This is a genomic window from Streptomyces sp. NPDC001880, assembly GCF_053594575.1.
The window spans coordinates 1-17233 of sequence record NZ_JBSFET010000031.1; the positions used below are offsets into that span (position 1 = coordinate 1).

A 17233-nucleotide genomic window follows, 5' to 3' on the forward strand; every position below is an offset into this window, starting at 1 on the left:
ACAGACCCTCGCTGCCCTCGCGAGCGCGGGACGGCCGCTGTCCGTGCCGGCTCTGGAGGCAGCGGTGGACCTTCGGCGCACGCGTCTGGAGTCGATGCTGAAGGTGCTGGACGTCGACGGCGCGGTCAAGCGGGTCAAGGGCGGCTGGACGGCCACGGGCGCCGAGTGGGTGTACGACGCCGAACGCTACGCGTGGGTCGCGCGGCAGCGGGCGGCAGAACAGCAGGCCATGCGGGACTACGCGAGCACGTCCCAGTGCCGGATGGAGTTCCTGCGCCGGCAGTTGGACGACGAGGGGGCGGCCCCGTGCGGCCGCTGCGACAACTGCGCGGGGGCCTGGGCCGACACGGCCGTTTCCGCCGAGACGCTGACGGGCGCGACGAAGGAACTGGACCGCCCGGGGGTGGAGGTCGAGCCGCGCCGCATGTGGCCGACGGGGATGCCCGTACTGGGCATCGACCTCAAGGGCCGTATCCCGGCAAAGGAGCAGTGCTCCACCGGACGTGCCCTGGGCCGGCTCTCGGACATCGGCTGGGGCAATCGACTGCGCCCGCTGCTGGCCGACAACGCACCCGACGGTCCGGTCCCGGACGATGTCCTGCGGGCCGCGGTGGCGGTCCTCGCCGACTGGGCGCGCTCACCGGGCGGCTGGGCACCGAATGTCCCGGACGCCACCGCCCGGCCGGTAGGAGTCGTCGCCGTGCCGTCCCTGACCCGCCCGCAACTGGTCGGTTCCCTCGCCCGGGGAATCGCGACCGTCGGCCGCCTCCCCTTCCTCGGCACCCTGACGTACACCGGGCCGAGCGGTGCGCGCGCGGCCCGGCGCAGCAACTCCGCCCAACGCCTCAGCGCGCTCTCCGGAGCGTTCGCCGTCCCCGAGGAACTGGCCGGCGCCCTGGCCGACACCCCCGGCCCCGTTCTCCTCGTGGACGATTGCACCGACTCCGGCTGGACCCTCGCCGTCGCCGCCCGCCTGATCCGGCAGGCAGGCAGCGAACAGGTTCTTCCCCTGGTCCTCGCCGCGGCAGGCTGAGACCCTTCGTGCCCGTGCCGCGACGGCCGGCTCCCGCCGAGGACCGTGAGCGGACCGAACGGTCGCTGATGTGGGCCCGGTGCCGTCGACGACGGTCATGCCTCCATGCAACCCGATGGCCACGGCAGCGCGCCAACGGTCCGGCCGCCCTGTGGACAAAGTTATCCACAGGGGTCGCGGAATCCGGCCGTCCGCGGGACGGTCATGCCATGAACCAGCACCACGAATCCACAGGTCCGGCCGAAGAACAGCAGATCACCCTGCGAGGACCCGCCGAACTCGCCGATGCCCTCCCGTATCTGATGGGGTTCCACCCGAACGACAGCGTGATCATGGTCGCCCTGCACGGCGGCAGGGGGCGCTTCGGCGGGCGGCTCAGGCTCGGCATCCCGCAGGCGCCGCAGGAGTGGGCGTCCGTTGCCGAGCAGCTCGCCGAGTGCCTGATCAAGGGGAGCGAGCGGCGTGGGGAGCGCCCTGACGCGATCGTCGTCTTTCTCTGCCAGGACCCCGCCGAGGGCGAGTCCGGCAGCCAGATCATGGAGCGGCTGCGGCCGTTCGCCCAGAGTCTGCGTACGGCCTGCGGTGCGCTGGACGTACCGGTGCTCGAAGCGCTCTGCATCTCGGACGGCCGGTACTGGTCCTACTGCTGCCCGGACGGGCGTTGCTGCCCGACGGAGGGGAACCAGATGGCCATGCCCGGCACTTCGGTGATGGCGGCCGCCGCCGCGTACGCGGGCATCCAAGTACGCGGATCGTTGCGGGAGATGGAGGCGAGGCTCGCACCGCCGAAGACTTCGGCGGCGGCCGGCCAGCAACGCGCCCTCGACTCGGCGGGGGCCGAGTTGCTGCCCAGGCTCCTCGACGAAGAGGGACGGGAAGATGTGGCCCGAGAGACCTTGGACCTCGCCCGGCAGCTCATGAAACGCCTCAGGGAGGCGCCGGCAGGGGCGCCCTCCGTATCGGACATCAACGACGACCGGCTGATCAGCCATGACGAGGCAGCAGCAGTGATCCTCGGTCTCCAGGACCGGGATACCCGTGACAGGGCCGCGGAATGGATGGAAGGCCCGGAGGCCGACTCGGCGTTGCGACTCTGGCGCGTACTCTCCCGTCGTTGCGTGGCACCGTACGAGGAGCATGCCGCGGCGCCACTGACCCTGGCCGGATGGGTCTCGTGGTCGACGGGCGACGAACCGGGCGCACGGGTCGCCCTGGGCCTCGCCCTGCGGGCGGATCCCGGCTACACCTTTGCCCAGCTCCTTCACGAGGCGTGCAACCAGGGCCTCGACCCGGAGACCCTGCGCCGATGCCTGCGCGGGGAGCGCAGGGCACGGACGGGGCGGCGCGGCCACCGGCCGGACCGCGGCGCGCGACCCCGCACGGCGCGGCCGGCCGCCACCCGCCGGAGGAAGACCCCGTCCGGCTCCGCCCGCCCCGATTCGGCGGCCACCAGGCGCCGGTCCGGGCAGGCCGCCCCCGACCGGCGTGTATCCGGTGGCGAGGGATGACCCGGATGCCCCGTCGCTACGGAGGGCTGGAGACACGACAAGCGAAAGGGCGGCGAAAAGCTCCTGGACGAGCATGGCGAAGGGAGTGTTTATCGTCAGGCAGACGACTATGATCACCGCATGCCGCCCTACGACCCGTCGACCTTCCCGCCCTTCGCTGTCACCGTCGACCTGGTCGTGCTCACGGTGCGCCGCCACGCGCTCTGCGCGCTGGTGGTACGCCGTGGTGAGCCACCGTTCCAGGGGCGATGGGCGCTGCCCGGCGGTTTCGTCAAAGCCGATGAGGACCTCGGAGCCGCAGCAGCGCGCGAGCTGGTGGAGGAGACCGGCCTGTGCGCCCAGGACCCGGCGGCCCCGGCGATCGGGAACGGCGCCCACCTGGAACAGCTCGCCACCTACGGCGATCCCGGTCGTGACCCGCGGATGCGGGTCGTCAGCGTCGCCCATCTCGCCCTGGCCCCCGATCTGCCGGCCCCGCGGGCGGGCGGCGACGCGAACAGTGCGCGCTGGGCGCCCGTCGACGATCTGCTCGGGGCGGAGGGGGGCTTCGGCCGCGAAGGCGAGAACCAGGCTCCGCTGGCCTTCGACCACGCGCAGATCCTCGCCGACGGCGTCGAACGCGCCCGCTCCAAGATCGAGTACTCCTCCCTGGCGACAGCCTTCTGCCCGCCGGCGTTCACGGTCGGCGAGCTCCGGAGGGTGTACGAGGCGGTCTGGGGAGTAGTTCTCGACCCGCGCAACTTCCATCGCAAGGTCACCGGTACCCCCGGCTTCCTGGTGCCTACCGGCGGCACGACCACCCGCCAGGGCGGACGCCCGGCCCAGCTCTTCCGGGCCGGTGCGGCCACCGTGCTCAACCCTCCGATGCTGAGGCCGGAGGTCTGACCTCGCGGAACGCCCACGGGATCGGCGCTACACAAAAAGTCGGATATGTCGCGTTATCTTTCTGCGGTACCCGCCCTGCCGTCGAGCGGGCCTCACCTACCGCGAGAGAAGCGATGCTCCAGGCCATCGGACTCACCAGCGTCCGCCGCCGCGGTCTTCCGGCCGCCGTGGACAATCTCACCTTCGAAGCCCGGCCCGGCCAGGTCACCGCACTGCTGGGTGACTCCGGCTCGGGCAAGACCACAGCCCTCCGCCTCATGCTCGAACTGGACCGGGGGCGGGGGGTCGCCTACTTCCGGGGCAGACCGATGCACCGGATCCCGCACCCCGCGCGTGAGGTGGGCGTGCTGCTCGGGGGCGTACCGGGGCACCCTGCCCGTACCGTTCGCAGCCAGCTCCGGATGCTCGGCGCCGCCGCGGGCGTACCCCCGGCGCGGGCCGATGAACTGCTTGAGCTCGTAGGTCTCGCCGGGCTCGGGGACCAGCGCATCCGTGCGCTCTCGCTCGGCATGGACCGACGGCTCGCCCTCGCTTCGGCGCTGCTCGGTGATCCCCACACGCTCGTCCTCGACGATCCGGCAGAGGGCCTCGCGCCGCTCGAGGGCAGTTGGCTGCGCGGGCTGCTGCGGGCCCATGCGGCCCGGGGCGGGACCGTTCTGTACACCACTGCGGACCCCAGGGAGGCCGCGCACGCCGCCGATCGTGTGGTCACCATCGACGGCGGGCGTCTCGTCGCGGACCAGGAGGCCGTCGACTTCTCGCGGACCCGTCTCCGCCCCCGGGTCGCGGTCCGGACCCCGCATGCAGCTCGCCTCGCGGCGGTCGTCAGCCGCGAGGCCCGGGTGGCCCGGCGTTCGGTCGAGGTGGTCACCGAGGCCGGCAGCCGCCTCGCCGTGTACGGCTCCACCTGTGCGGAGATCGGTGACATCGCGTTCCGGCACGGGCTCCCGGTGCACCAACTGGCCGACGAGGCCGGCGACACCGGCGCCATCGCCCCCGGGGGCGACACGGACCCCGTTGAGTCCGGAGACTCGGCAAACTCCCCGCTCCCTCAAGAACCCGCAGGGCCCGGCGGCCATACGGGATCGCGCGATCCGCGACCGGCCGAGCGAACCTCGGGACCGGAATCGGCGCCGCTCATCCGCCGCCACCGGGCCCCTGGCCCGCTTCATCCGCTGCGGTACGAGCTGCGCCGTCTGCTCGGTGTCAGAACAACAACTCTGATCACGGCCGCTGTTCTGGTCGTCTCCGTCGGCCTCTCCGTGCTCCTCGCCCGCGCCGGCCATGCGTCGTTGCCGAAAATCCTGGCGGCCTGGCCGTCCCTGCTGCCGCTGCCGCCCGCGGCGGTCGGGGCAGGGCTGCTCGGCGCCCTGTCGTTCGGTGACGAATTCCGCTACCCCGCGCTCGCCGCGGGCCGAGGCACCGTTCCCCGCCGCCTGGGGCTGCTTCTGGCCAAGCTGGTGGTTTCCGCGGGCGTCGCCGCGGTGCTCGCCACGGCCGTCGTACTGGCCTCCGCCGGAACCCTTCGCGTCGTGTACGGCCACGACTGGATCCATGTCCCGCCGAACCTGGTTTCCCTGGGCGTGAGTTGGGTGGCACTGACCGTGGGCTGCGCCTGGGCGGGCCTCCTGGCTGCCGGAGTCTTCAGGGTGACGACGGCCGGCGTCGCCGCGGTGCTTGCCGTGCCCGTACTCGTCGTACCGCTCGTCCAGCTGGTGCTGACGGCACCGGGATCCCGTCCGGTCACCGGACTTCCGGTCAGGCTCCGCGAGCTGATGTGGCCGAGCTGGCCGCACGAGACGGACCGATGGGTGGCGCTCGCCGTGGGCGTCGTGGCACATCCGGTCGGGGCCGCATTGGCGTTGTCGCTCTCGGTCCTGGTCTTCGCCTATCTGTTCACCGGCCTTCAAGGCGGGCCCCGTTGGCGGTACCAGAGGGCCGTCGGATCGGGACAAGTCTCGTAGAGTCTTTGGAAATGCCCGGTTTATACCAGTAAAGCGTCAATTGGGGGGCTGGCGCCGATCACCCTTTCGTGTGCTTTTCACCAAAGACCTCAAGAGCCGAGTGAGCCGCGCCGACAAAGGATGCGTGAGTACCCTTGCGCACACCATGATGACCGCCGCCCGCTCCGCCGATTCCGGCCTCGCCGGCCCGGGTGAACTCGATCGCTACCCGTACGCGGAGGCGCCGGCCGGCGAGCGTGCCGCCCTTCGCTCCTGGGAGGGCTCCGACGTCGACCTCGGCCGGGTGAGCCGGAGGGGTTCGGCCAGTCGGGGCCGCGGCCTCCACGGCCAACTCGTTCAGCAACTGGGTCAAATGATCGTTTCGGGTGACCTGGGCGCCGACCGTCCTCTCGTGCCGGAGGAGATCGGTCAGCGTTTCGAGGTCTCCCGCACCGTCGTACGCGAATCGCTGCGCGTTCTTGAGGCCAAAGGCCTGGTCAGCGCCCGGCCCAATGTCGGGACCCGGGTCCGTCCCGTCAGCGACTGGAACCTGCTGGATCCCGACATCATCGAATGGCGCGCCTTCGGTCCTCAGCGCGAGGACCAGCGTCGCGAGCTCGGGGAGCTCCGGTGGACGATCGAGCCCCTTGCCGCGCGTCTCGCCGCAGGCCATGGCCGCGAGGACATTCAGCAGCGCCTCGGGGACATGGTGGAGATCATGGGGCACGCGGTCGGGCAGGGAGACACGATCACCTGCTCCCGGGCCGATGCGGAGTTCCACTCCCTGCTCATCCAGGCGGCCGGCAATCGCATGCTGGAGCACCTCTCCGGCATTGTTTCCGCGGCCCTGCAGGTCTCGGGCGGCCCGGTCACGGGCTGTGACCGCCCCAGTGAGGCATCCCTCGGCCACCATGCCCGGATCGTCGATGCCCTCGCGTCCGGCGACGCGGCGGGCGCCGAGGCGGCCATGCGCCAACTGCTCGTCGTCCACCCCGAGGTGGAGCGTGTGGTGCCCGCGCCCCGCGAGCACTGAGCGCAGCACGGCCACGGTGTGCGAACCGTGTGTCGCCGGGCCGACACGGTCCGGCGACACGGTTGTGGCGTTTCCGCACCCTTGGTCACGTTCGTCGCAAATGAGGTGTGACTCGGGCCACGTGGATTGGGCGTAACACTCCTCGAAACAGTGCGATGACTTAAGAGGTGACCGCCGCGGAAGGAATACAGCAGCCATTGAGTGCGCTGTGCAGTTCTGAGGCGACACCCGCGCCGTCGGTACATTCCCAGACCGGCGGTCGTCGGCTCAAGCCCTTTCCGGGGCCGGGCCGGAAGCCGTTTCCATCGTTCCGAGAGGTTGTTCGTGTCGGCCAGCACATCCCGTACGCTCCCGCCGGAGATCGCCGAGTCCGAGTCTGTGATGGCGCTCATCGAGCGGGGAAAGGCTGATGGGCAGATCGCCGGCGATGACGTGCGTCGGGCCTTCGAGGCTGACCAGATTCCGCCAACCCAGTGGAAGAATGTTCTGCGCAGCCTCAACCAGATCCTCGAGGAAGAGGGTGTGACGCTGATGGTCAGTGCCGCGGAGCCGTCCAAACGTGCCCGCAAGAGCGTCGCAGCAAAGAGCCCGGTCAAGCGCACCGCCACCAAGACTGTCGCGGCCAAGACAACCGTGACCAGGACGGTCGCGGCCACTGCCGCCCCGTCGGCAGAGGCCGCGGACGTGGTGGCCGACGACGCTGCCACGACCGGCCCTGCGAAGAAGGCAGCAGCCAAGAAGACGGCTGCCAAGAAGACCGCCGCGAAGAAGACGGCGGCCAAGAAGACAGCAACGAAGAAGTCCGGAAAGCAGGACGACGAGCTCCTCGACGGCGACGAGGCGATCGAGGAAGTCAAGGCCGGCAAGGGCGAGGAAGAGGAGGGCGAGGGCGAGAACAAGGGCTTCGTCCTCTCCGACGACGACGAGGACGACGCACCTGCGCAGCAGGTCGCCGTCGCCGGCGCCACCGCCGATCCGGTCAAGGACTACCTGAAGCAGATCGGCAAGGTTCCCCTCCTCAACGCCGAGCAGGAGGTAGAGCTCGCCAAGCGGATCGAGGCCGGCCTGTTCGCCGAGGACAAGCTGGCGAACTCCGACAAGCTCGCTCCGAAGCTCAAGCGCGAGCTGGAGATCATCGCCGAGGACGGCCGCCGCGCCAAGAACCACCTGCTGGAGGCCAACCTCCGTCTTGTGGTGTCGCTGGCCAAGCGCTACACCGGCCGCGGCATGCTCTTCCTGGACCTCATTCAGGAGGGCAACCTCGGCCTGATCCGCGCGGTCGAGAAGTTCGACTACACCAAGGGCTACAAGTTCTCCACGTATGCCACCTGGTGGATCCGTCAGGCCATCACCCGCGCCATGGCCGACCAGGCCCGCACCATCCGTATCCCGGTGCACATGGTCGAGGTCATCAACAAGCTCGCGCGTGTGCAGCGCCAGATGCTCCAGGACCTGGGCCGTGAGCCCACGCCGGAGGAGCTGGCCAAGGAACTCGACATGACCCCCGAGAAGGTCATCGAGGTCCAGAAGTACGGCCGTGAGCCGATCTCCCTCCACACCCCGCTGGGTGAGGACGGGGACAGTGAGTTCGGTGACCTGATCGAGGACTCCGAGGCGGTCGTCCCGGCCGACGCGGTCAGCTTCACGCTCCTCCAGGAGCAGCTGCACTCGGTGCTCGACACGCTCTCCGAGCGTGAGGCGGGCGTGGTCTCGATGCGCTTCGGTCTCACCGACGGCCAGCCGAAGACCCTGGACGAGATCGGCAAGGTCTACGGCGTGACGCGTGAGCGCATCCGTCAGATCGAGTCGAAGACCATGTCGAAGCTGCGCCACCCGTCGCGTTCGCAGGTGCTGCGCGACTACCTCGACTAGGTCGCAGGAGCAAGCGGACCGAGGGCCCGGATCCCCATGGGGGAGCCGGGCCCTCGGCCTATCAACGCGTGCGGTCGGCGACCGGCGGGATGACTCTGGGTGGGAATGGTTCACCACAGAGTCAGGAGTGCGCATGTCCCGTACCGTCTTCCGCGCCGTGACCGGGGCACTCGCCCTGGTTGCCGCCACAGCCCTGCTACCGCTCGGGTCTCCCGCCCGGGCGGCCGAGGACGGTGTCGTCATCGGCGGTCAGCCCGCACACGTCAAGGACAGCCCCTGGGTTGTGGCGCTGTCCAGCCGCGACCGGTTCGGAGACGCCCGCGCCGGCCAGTTCTGCGGCGGTGTCGTGGTGGCGCCGAAGAAGGTGCTGACCGCTGCGCACTGCCTGAGCCGGGCAGCGCTCGGCGTCGATGTCGGCAGCGTGCGCGATCTGCAGGTCATCACGGGTCGCGACGCCCTGCTCGGGACCGGGGGGAAGGAGATTGCGGTACGGGAGACGTGGACCAATCCGCGGTTCGACCCCAGCACGAACGCGGGGGACCTGGCCGTGCTCACCCTCGCCGAAGCGCTCCCCGGGAAGAGCGTGATCCCGATGGCCGAAACAGGCGACGCGGCGTACGAACCGGGCACCGAGGCAGTCGTCTACGGGTGGGGGGACACTACGGGCAACAGCGACTACGCGTCGTCGCTGCGGTCCGCGAAAGTGAGCGTTCTGCCTGATGCCGCGTGCGCGCAGGCCTACCCGGGCGGCAGAAACGGCACGTACGACGCCTCAGCGATGCTCTGCGCGGGCGAACTCCTGGGCGGGTACGACGCATGCCAGGGCGACAGCGGCGGGCCGCTGGTGGCCCGTGGGCGGCTCATCGGGCTGGTCTCCTGGGGGAACGGCTGCGCCAATGCAGGCAGCCCCGGGGTGTACACGCGGATCTCCGCAGCGATCGAATGGATGCCGAAAGCCGACTGAACGGCAGCACCGTGCAGGCATGAGAACGGGCGGCTCCCCCTCTGGGGAGCCGCCCGTCGGCCGGCCCGGAACCTGGCCCCTGCTCGTCGTGGATGCGAGGTGTCAGTGTTGTTCCTCTTCGGCGGCTTGGGCCTGCACAGCCGTGAGCCGGTCCGTCTCATCCTGTATTTCCGCGGCGATCTTCTTGAGTTCCGGCTCGAACTTGCGACCGTGGTGGGCGCAGAACAGCAGTTCACCGCCGCTGATCAGGACGACGCGCAGATATGCCTGGGCGCCGCAACGGTCACAGCGGTCTGCTGCGGTCAGCGGGCTCGCGGGGGTCAGAACAGTAGTCACGTCGCCTCTTCTCTAGCTCGACGAGCTGTCGTACCAGGGTCAACATCCAACCAGGCCTAAAACGTTCCCGCTCGTGGCTTTTCTTCGAAACTTCTTCTCGAGATGGCTGTCTGTTGCCGGTTGGCGGCGAATGTGCCGTATTGCGTAGCGCTACGGTTTCGCATTGCTTGTCTTGGTGGGATCCTCCCGGCTGGCTTGCCGGTTTGTTCATGAGGACGTGCCCGGAGCCTAAATGGTTCATGCCTGGAAGGGAACGTGATGTTCGCGTCACTCCTGCGAGCGATCGAACGTGTATGCGAGGCTGGACTACTGTGAGGGTTGTCGAAGGGTGGCGTTACAACCGCTCTACCAGGCCTCGGTACCCTCTCAGCGGCGACCGAAGCCGAGCCCGTTACCCACCGGGCCCCAAATGAAATTCAGCGAGGAGCGAACCGCGTGACCGCCGATACGTCCGTGCCGTCCACTGCGCTGCTGACCGGAGCAGACCGAGACGGTTCCAACTACACCGCGCGGCATCTGCTCGTACTCGAGGGGCTCGAAGCGGTTCGCAAGCGCCCCGGGATGTACATCGGGTCCACCGACAGCCGCGGCCTCATGCACTGCCTCTGGGAGATCATCGACAACTCCGTCGACGAGGCTCTGGGCGGTTACTGCGACCACATCGAGGTCGTCCTCCACGACGACAACTCCGTGGAGGTCCGGGACAACGGGCGAGGCATCCCCGTCGATGTCGAGCCCAAGACGGGCCTTTCCGGCGTCGAGGTCGTGATGACCAAGCTGCACGCCGGCGGAAAGTTCGGCGGCGGCTCGTACGCCGCGTCGGGCGGACTGCACGGTGTGGGCGCCTCCGTCGTCAACGCGCTCTCCGCCCGGCTCGACGTCGAGGTCGACCGCAACAGCGCGACGCACTCGATCAGCTTCCGGCGCGGAGTCCCTGGGATCTTCACCGAGCAGGGGCCGGACAGCCCGTTCGACCCGGCCAACGGTCTGCTCAAGGGCAAGCGGGTACCGAAGACACGCACCGGCACCCGGGTGCGTTACTGGGCGGACCGGCAGATCTTCCTCAAGGACGCCAAGCTCAACCTGGAGACGCTCCACCAGCGGGCGCGCCAGACCGCCTTCCTCGTTCCCGGCCTCACGATCGTCGTCCGTGACGAACGCGGGCTCGACGGCGAGGGCAAGACCGAGGAGACCTTCCACTTCGACGGCGGAATCAGTGAATTCTGCGAGTACCTCGCTCAGGACAAGGCGGTCTGCGACGTCCTGCGCCTGACCGGGCAGGGCACCTTCAAGGAGACCGTGCCGGTCCTGGACGAGCGCGGTCACATGACGGCGACCGAGGTCACGCGTGAGCTCGCGGTCGACATCGCCCTGCGCTGGGGCACCGGATACGACACCAACCTGAAGTCCTTCGTCAACATCATCGCCACCCCCAAGGGCGGCACGCACGTGACCGGATTCGAGCGCTCCGTGACCAAGACGGTCAACGAGGCGCTGCGCTCCGCCAAGCTGCTCCGCGTCGCCGAGGACGACATCGTCAAGGACGACGCGCTGGAGGGCCTCACCGCGGTGGTCACCGTGCGGCTGGCCGAGCCGCAGTTCGAGGGCCAGACCAAGGAGGTGCTCGGCACCTCGGCGGCCAACCGGATCGTCGCCAACGTCGTGGCCAAGGAACTCAAGGCGTTCCTGACCTCGACGAAGCGTGACGCGAAGGCCCAGGCCAGGGCGGTTCTGGACAAGGCCGTCGCAGCCGCGCGGACCCGTATCGCGGCCCGTCAGCACAAGGATGCGCAGCGTCGCAAGACGGCGCTGGAGTCCTCCTCGCTGCCGGCGAAGCTCGCCGACTGCCGCAGCGACGACGTGGACCGCAGCGAACTCTTCATCGTCGAGGGCGACTCCGCGCTCGGTACGGCGAAGCTCGCCCGGAACAGCGAGTTCCAGGCGCTGCTGCCGATCCGGGGCAAGATCCTCAATGTCCAGAAGGCATCCGTCTCGGACATGCTGAAGAACGCCGAGTGCGGCGCGATCATCCAGGTCATAGGAGCTGGGTCCGGGCGGACCTTCGACATCGACGCCGCCCGCTACGGGAAGATCGTCCTGCTGGTGGACGCCGATGTCGACGGGGCGCACATCCGCGTTCTGCTGCTGACGCTCTTCCAGCGGTACATGCGACCCATGGTCGAGGCGGGCCGGGTCTTCGCCGCGGTGCCCCCGCTCCACCGGATCGAGCTGGTCCAGCCGAAGAAGGGCCAGGACAAGTACATCTACACGTACTCGGACAACGAGCTGCGCGAGCGGCTGCTGGAGCTCCAGCGGAAGAACATCCGGTACAAGGACTCGATCCAGCGCTACAAGGGCCTGGGTGAGATGGACGCCGACCAGCTGGCGGAGACCACGATGGATCCGCGTCACCGTACCCTGCGCAGGATCAACATCGGCGATCTGGAAGCGTCCGAGCAGGTCTTCGACCTCCTCATGGGCAACGAGGTGGCGCCGCGCAAGGAGTTCATCACCAGCTCTGCCGCCACCCTGGACCGCTCGCGCATCGACGTCTGAGCGAGGCCGTCTCCACCCACGGGTGGAGACGGCTCCTCCACCCGCGACCAACCCCTGAGCCGATGTCCTGATCCGGCCGTTTCCGTAACGTCGAAGGCGTTCGGCCTTCCCGCACATCGGAGGCAGCCGTGTCAGTCAGGGCAGCACTGCCCTTCTGCCGGCCCTCGCCGTGACGTTGGCGGCGCGTGGCGGTGTGCTGATGTGGCGGGCCGGGCGGATGGACCCGGCGTACGGTGGCTCCGTCGGCGGGATGACGCCGCGGCCGGCGTGGAAGGACCGCGCGTGACGCGTACGACCTGGACCGGCTGGCCGTCCCCGGAAGCCCTGTCGGGGACGAGCCGCACCCGTCCACGGGGAGCGATCACCTGGTCCATCCGGGCAGCGCTGCTCACCGCGATGCTCTGGGGCACATTCAACGGCGGCCGGATCGGCCCCTGGGAGATCATGCTCGGGCTGGTGGGCGCAGCGCCGCCTGCTGGAGCGCGTGGCCATGGGGCCCGCCGCCCCCACCGGCGCCCGAGCCGCAGCTGCCCCGACGGCCTGACGCCACGTGAGCTGGAAGTGCTGGTGCTGATCGCGGAGGGCCTGTCCAATCCGGAGTCGCCCGCCGACTGCACATTTCGCAGGCCACCGTGAAGAGCCACATCAACAACCTCTTCGCCAAGACCGGGGTGCGTGACCGGGCACAGGCCGTCCGCTATGCCTACGTTCGGGGCCTCGCACAGCCGCCCGGACCGATCGTCACCTGAAGAGGTGAAGACCGGCAAATGAAGTGCCCGGGACCTTCCCGATCTGCCCATTCTTGGGCACACGGCCGAAGTGGTCCGTGGACAAGGGGAGTTGTTCCGTGGAGAAGGAAGCAGGGCGTGAGGCCGCAGCGATGCGACTCGACGACCCGTGGTACGACGTGCTGACCTCCGGATGGGGTGAGCTGGACGGCAAGGGGAGTTTCGCTCCCGCCGGACCACCCGGGCCCGTGGACCCGCGGCGCGGCCACAGCGCGGCCGACATCTATCTGGAGGTGCAGCGCAGCGAGGCGTTCCAGGAAGTGCGCCGCCGGTACCGGCGGTTCGTCGTCCCCGCCACCGTCGCCTTCCTCGTCTGGTACCTGGTCTATGTCGTCGCCGCGGTCACCGCGCCCGCACTGATGGCCCGTCCGGTTGCGGGAGCGGTCAATGTCGCGATGGTCGCGGGGCTCGGGCAGTTCCTCACGACCTTCCTCCTCACCGGGGCGTACGCGCGCCACGCACGGCTGCGCAGGGACCGGGCAGCACTCGATCTGCGGTGGGAGACACAGGAGATGACGCGGGGGGCCGGGCGTTGAACGGGAACCATGAGACGCTGGCGCTTCTGCTGTTCAGTGCATTCGTCGCAGTCACGCTTGCCATCACCACCTGGGTGAGCCGCAACCGTCATGGCTCTACGGAGGAGTTCTACGCGGGCGGCCGCCTTTTCTCCCCCATGGAGAACGGTTTCGCCATCGCGGGCGACTACATGTCCGCCGCGTCGTTCCTCGGTATCTCCGGTCTGATCGCCCTCTTCGGCTATGACGGCATGCTCTATTCGGTCGGCTTCCTCGTCGCCTGGCTCGTCGTCCTGCTGCTCATCGCCGAACTGGTGCGCAACTGCGGCCGGTTCACGCTCGCCGATGTGGTGGCGGCGCGGATGGCCGAGCGTCCGGTCCGGATCGCGGCGGGCACTTCGTCCGTCACCGTCTCCGTGCTCTATCTGGTGGCACAGATGGTGGGCGCGGGCAGCCTGGTGGCTCTCCTTCTCGGCGGCACCAGCGGTGCCGCCCGCTCCTGGACCGTCATCGGGGTCGGGGCGCTCATGGTGATCTATGTGTCGCTCGGCGGGATGCGCGCCACCACCTGGATCCAGATCGTCAAGGCCGTTCTGCTGATGGCGGGAGCGGCCGTGCTCACCGTTCTCGTCCTGGTCCGTTTCCACGGTGACTTCAACGCCCTGCTCGACTCCGCCGCCGAACGGAGCGGCCACGGAAGCCGGTTCCTCGCGCCGGGTCTCCGGTACGGCGGTACGTGGACCGCTCGCATCGATTTCATCAGCCTGGGGCTGGCCCTGGTGCTCGGTACGGCCGGGCTGCCGCACATCCTGTCTCGGTTCTACACCGTGCCCACCGCCCGTGCGGCCCGCCGTTCGGCGGTCTGGTCGATCGGGCTCATCGGCAGCTTCTACCTGATGACGATCGCGCTCGGCTTCGGGGCGGCCGCCCTGGTCGGCTCCGCCGAGGTACGGGCGTCGAACGCAGCGGGGAACACGGCGGTTCCGCTGCTGGCCCTGGTGCTCGGCGGCGGCGAGGGGTCCACCGGCGGGACGATCCTGTTCGCCGTGGTCGCCGCAGTCGCCTTCGCGACCATCCTCGCTGTCGTCGCGGGCATCACGCTCGCCTCGTCCGCCTCCGTGGCCCACGACCTCTACGCCTCGCTCAGGCGCCCGGGTGCCAAGCAGTACAGCGAGGTCGCCGTGGCCAGGGTGGCCGCAGCGGCGATCGGCTTGGCCGCCATCGGGCTCGGCCTGGTGGCCCAGGACCTGAACGTGGCATTCCTGGTGGGACTCGCCTTCGCCGTCGCCGCCTCGGCCAACCTCCCGGTACTTCTGTACTCCCTGTTCTGGCGGAACTTCACCACCCGGGGAGCGGTCTGGTCCGTCTACGGCGGGCTGATTCCCGCAGTGCTGCTGGTGCTGCTCTCACCGGTCGTCTCCGGCAGCCCCGACTCGTTCTTCCCGGGCGTCGACTTCCAGCTCTTCCCGCTGGAGAACCCCGGACTGGTCTCCATCCCCCTGGGCTTCCTGGCCGGATGGGTGGGAACGGTCACCTCCACCGATCCGCCGGACGAGGCCAAGCACGCGGAGACCGAGGTGCGCGCGCTGACAGGGGCGGGTGCGGTGTAGTCCGGGGCCGCCGCACCGTACGGAAGGGGCAGGTCAGGTCTGCCCGCCGATGGACCGGGTGCAGCGGTGTTCCGGGCGGCCGGTCTCGCCGTACCGCAGCGTCGGCCGCACCCTGCCAGTCCTTTCCAGCGGCTTCAGACAGCGTTGGGCGGTCTGCCTGCTCATGCCCGCGCTCTCCGCGTCTCGGCGACGTACTCCATGGCGTCCTCGTGCATGTCCAGTTCCAGCAGCTCCAGGAGGGTGTGCATCCGGTTGGTGTACGAGATCGACGCCGACCGGCGCCGCGCCGACGCACTGGCCGCCTGCGCTGCCGTGCTCACCGCCCTGCACAGGCTCGGCCGGGGCCTCGAACAGGTCGAGCCGCGCGACGACCTGCCCCACGCGGCCAACTGCCTCTACATGCTCACCGGCTCCGTGCCGGACGCCGCTCGTGTGAGGGCCGTGGAGCAGTACCTGATCTCCACCGTCGACCACGGTTCAGTACCTCGACGTTCACCGGCCGCGTCGTCGCCTCCACCGGCGCCGACGTGGCCGCCTGCCTGGTGGCGGCCGTCTGTGCGCTCTCCGGACCGCCGTACGGCGGAGCGCCCGGCCGGGTGTTCGGCACCCTGGACGCCATCGGCACCCCCGAGCGCATCGAGGGCTGGATCCGCGAACGGGTGCTCGCGGGTGAGCGGATCATGGGCTTCGGGCACCCCGTCTACCGCACCGAGGACCCCTGCTCATGGATGCTGCGGGGCATCGCCCAGGGCTTCGGCGGCCCGCTCGTCGACTTCGCCGTCGAGGTCGAGCGCCAGGTCGAGGCGATCCTCGCCGAGCTCAAGCCGGGCCGGGAGCTGCACACCAACGTGGAGTTCTACGCCGGAGTCGTCATGGAGCTGTGCGGTCTGCCGCGCGAGTGTTCACGCCGACGTTCTGCGCGGCGAGGGGGGTCGGATGGAGCGCCAATATCCTGGAGCAGGCGGAGGACTCGAAGATCATCCGCCCGGCGGCCCGTTACGTCGGTACGCCCCCGCCGCAGCCGGTCCCCGTGCCCTGAGGTCCCCGAGAGAGGTCTCCGTTGAACCCGTCGCTCCCGCCCCGCAAGCAGCAGATTCCGGTCATCGTCCTTGCGGGGTTCCTGGGATCGGGCAAGACGACGCTGCTCAACCACCTCCTGCACAACCGTGCGGGGAGCCGGATCGGTGTGATCGTCAACGACTTCGGCGCCATCGGGATCGACGCCATGACGGTCTCGGGGCAGGTCGGCTCCACGGTCTCGCTGAGCAACGGCTGCCTGTGCTGCGCGGTCGACGCGAGCGAACTCGACACCTTCCTGGAGACGCTCACCGGACGCGCCGCCCGTCTCGATGTGATCGTCATCGAGGCCAGCGGACTGGCCGAACCGCAGGAACTCGTCCGCATGCTTCTGGCCAGCGACAATCCGCACATCGTGTACGGGGGACTGGTCGAGGTCGTCGACGCCGCCGAGTTCGACGCCACCCGGGAGCGCCACCCGGAGATCGACCGCCATCTCGCCGTCGCCGACCTCGTCGTGCTGAACAAGACCGACCGGATCGGGGGCGAGGAACAGACCCGCGTCCGGGAGGCCGTCGCCGCGGCAGGGGCACTCGCCGGCGGCGCGCCGGCCGTCATCGGTGCCACGTACGGACGCGTCGATCCCGAGCTGCTCTTCGACCCGGCACTGCGGCCGGACAGCGAGGAGAAGGCCCGTCAGCTCACCTTCGAGGACCTGCTCCTGGCGGAGCGGAACGAGGAGGAGGGCGATGCCGGGCACGCCCACCACCTCCACGCCGCGTACGACAGCGTGTCCTTCACCTCGGACGCGCCCATGAACCCCCGCCGTCTGATGGAGTTCCTCGACTCCCGCCCGCAGGGCCTCTACAGGATCAAGGGGTTCGTCGACTTCGGCATGGGCGACCGGGCCAACAAGTACGCCCTGCACGCGGTCGGCAGGTTCCTGCGGTTCGATCCGCAGCCCTGGAAGCGCGACGAACCGCGCCGGACCCGGCTGGTGCTGATCGGCACGGACATTGCCCCTCAGGCCCTGCACAAGGAGCTGGCCGACTGCCGCGAGAACACCGCACCGGGCCCGGACACGACACAGGACGCCGCACATGAGCGAAGCATGTGGGGCGTCCTGCGGTACGTACAACGGCCCGGCGACGACGCGTAGGCCCTTTTTCCGCC

General features: G+C 69.5%; 12 protein-coding genes and 3 pseudogenes. 13 read left to right on the plus strand and 2 right to left on the minus strand.

What is annotated here, in order from left to right; genetic code table 11:
• From ACWCQ6_RS18820 to ACWCQ6_RS18850, 7 genes are all read left to right on the plus strand, one after another.
• On the plus strand, positions 1-1033 hold a 1033-nt coding region (locus tag ACWCQ6_RS18820), incomplete at its 5' end, for a RecQ family zinc-binding domain-containing protein (protein WP_451090488.1).
• 209 nt (positions 1034-1242) lie between these two features.
• Positions 1243-2541, plus strand: a complete 1299-nt coding sequence (locus ACWCQ6_RS18825) for a DUF4192 domain-containing protein (protein ID WP_451090490.1) — start codon at positions 1243-1245, stop codon at positions 2539-2541.
• Positions 2542-2661: 120 nt separating this feature from the next.
• On the plus strand, positions 2662-3426 hold the full coding sequence (locus ACWCQ6_RS18830) for an NUDIX hydrolase (RefSeq protein WP_451090492.1): 765 nt from the start codon (positions 2662-2664) through the stop codon (positions 3424-3426).
• A gap of 113 nt (positions 3427-3539) precedes the next feature.
• Positions 3540-5390: an ABC transporter ATP-binding protein gene (locus ACWCQ6_RS18835; protein ID WP_451090494.1), complete on the plus strand. Its 1851-nt coding sequence runs from the start codon at positions 3540-3542 to the stop codon at positions 5388-5390.
• A gap of 124 nt (positions 5391-5514) precedes the next feature.
• Complete coding sequence (locus tag ACWCQ6_RS18840) at positions 5515-6402, plus strand: FadR/GntR family transcriptional regulator (protein WP_451090496.1); 888 nt, start codon at positions 5515-5517, stop codon at positions 6400-6402.
• Between the two features lie 324 nt (positions 6403-6726).
• A complete protein-coding gene (locus ACWCQ6_RS18845; RefSeq protein WP_451090498.1) occupies positions 6727-8274 on the plus strand; it encodes an RNA polymerase sigma factor in 1548 nt (515 codons plus the stop codon).
• A 133-nt stretch (positions 8275-8407) separates the two neighbouring features.
• On the plus strand, positions 8408-9238 hold the full coding sequence (locus ACWCQ6_RS18850) for a S1 family peptidase (protein ID WP_451090500.1): 831 nt from the start codon (positions 8408-8410) through the stop codon (positions 9236-9238).
• A gap of 102 nt (positions 9239-9340) precedes the next feature.
• Here ACWCQ6_RS18850 and ACWCQ6_RS18855 read toward each other — a convergent pair whose 3' ends face one another.
• A complete protein-coding gene (locus ACWCQ6_RS18855) occupies positions 9341-9574 on the minus strand; it encodes a DUF7455 domain-containing protein (protein WP_024489001.1) in 234 nt (77 codons plus the stop codon).
• A gap of 435 nt (positions 9575-10009) precedes the next feature.
• Between ACWCQ6_RS18855 and ACWCQ6_RS18860 the strand changes: the two genes are divergently transcribed.
• The 4 genes and pseudogenes from ACWCQ6_RS18860 to ACWCQ6_RS18875 all read left to right on the plus strand — a co-directional run bounded on the left by ACWCQ6_RS18860 (position 10010) and on the right by ACWCQ6_RS18875 (position 15043).
• Complete coding sequence (locus ACWCQ6_RS18860) at positions 10010-12130, plus strand: DNA gyrase/topoisomerase IV subunit B (RefSeq protein ID WP_451090502.1); 2121 nt, start codon at positions 10010-10012, stop codon at positions 12128-12130.
• Between the two features lie 463 nt (positions 12131-12593).
• Positions 12594-12879, plus strand: a pseudogene (locus tag ACWCQ6_RS18865) (response regulator transcription factor); the annotation flags it as partial.
• A 131-nt stretch (positions 12880-13010) separates the two neighbouring features.
• The gene (locus tag ACWCQ6_RS18870; protein WP_451090592.1) at positions 13011-13454 is read left to right on the plus strand and encodes a DUF485 domain-containing protein; all 444 of its coding nucleotides are present in this window, start codon (positions 13011-13013) and stop codon (positions 13452-13454) included.
• The gene (locus ACWCQ6_RS18875) at positions 13451-15043 is read left to right on the plus strand and encodes a solute symporter family protein (RefSeq protein ID WP_451090504.1); all 1593 of its coding nucleotides are present in this window, start codon (positions 13451-13453) and stop codon (positions 15041-15043) included. The genes ACWCQ6_RS18870 and ACWCQ6_RS18875 overlap by 4 nt, the downstream gene beginning before the upstream one ends.
• Before the next feature lie 33 nt (positions 15044-15076).
• Here ACWCQ6_RS18875 and ACWCQ6_RS18880 read toward each other — a convergent pair.
• Positions 15077-15223, minus strand: a pseudogene (locus ACWCQ6_RS18880) (two-component system response regulator); the annotation flags it as partial.
• On the opposite strand from ACWCQ6_RS18880, the pseudogene ACWCQ6_RS18885 reads away from it, so the two are divergent.
• Both ACWCQ6_RS18885 and ACWCQ6_RS18890 read left to right on the plus strand, forming a co-directional pair.
• Positions 15197-16082 (plus strand): annotated as a pseudogene (locus ACWCQ6_RS18885) (citrate/2-methylcitrate synthase); the annotation flags it as partial. The pseudogenes ACWCQ6_RS18880 and ACWCQ6_RS18885 sit on opposite strands and share 27 nt — an antisense overlap.
• Before the next feature lie 21 nt (positions 16083-16103).
• The gene (locus ACWCQ6_RS18890) at positions 16104-17219 is read left to right on the plus strand and encodes a CobW family GTP-binding protein (protein WP_451090506.1); all 1116 of its coding nucleotides are present in this window, start codon (positions 16104-16106) and stop codon (positions 17217-17219) included.
• Positions 17220-17233 lie beyond the last annotated feature (14 nt).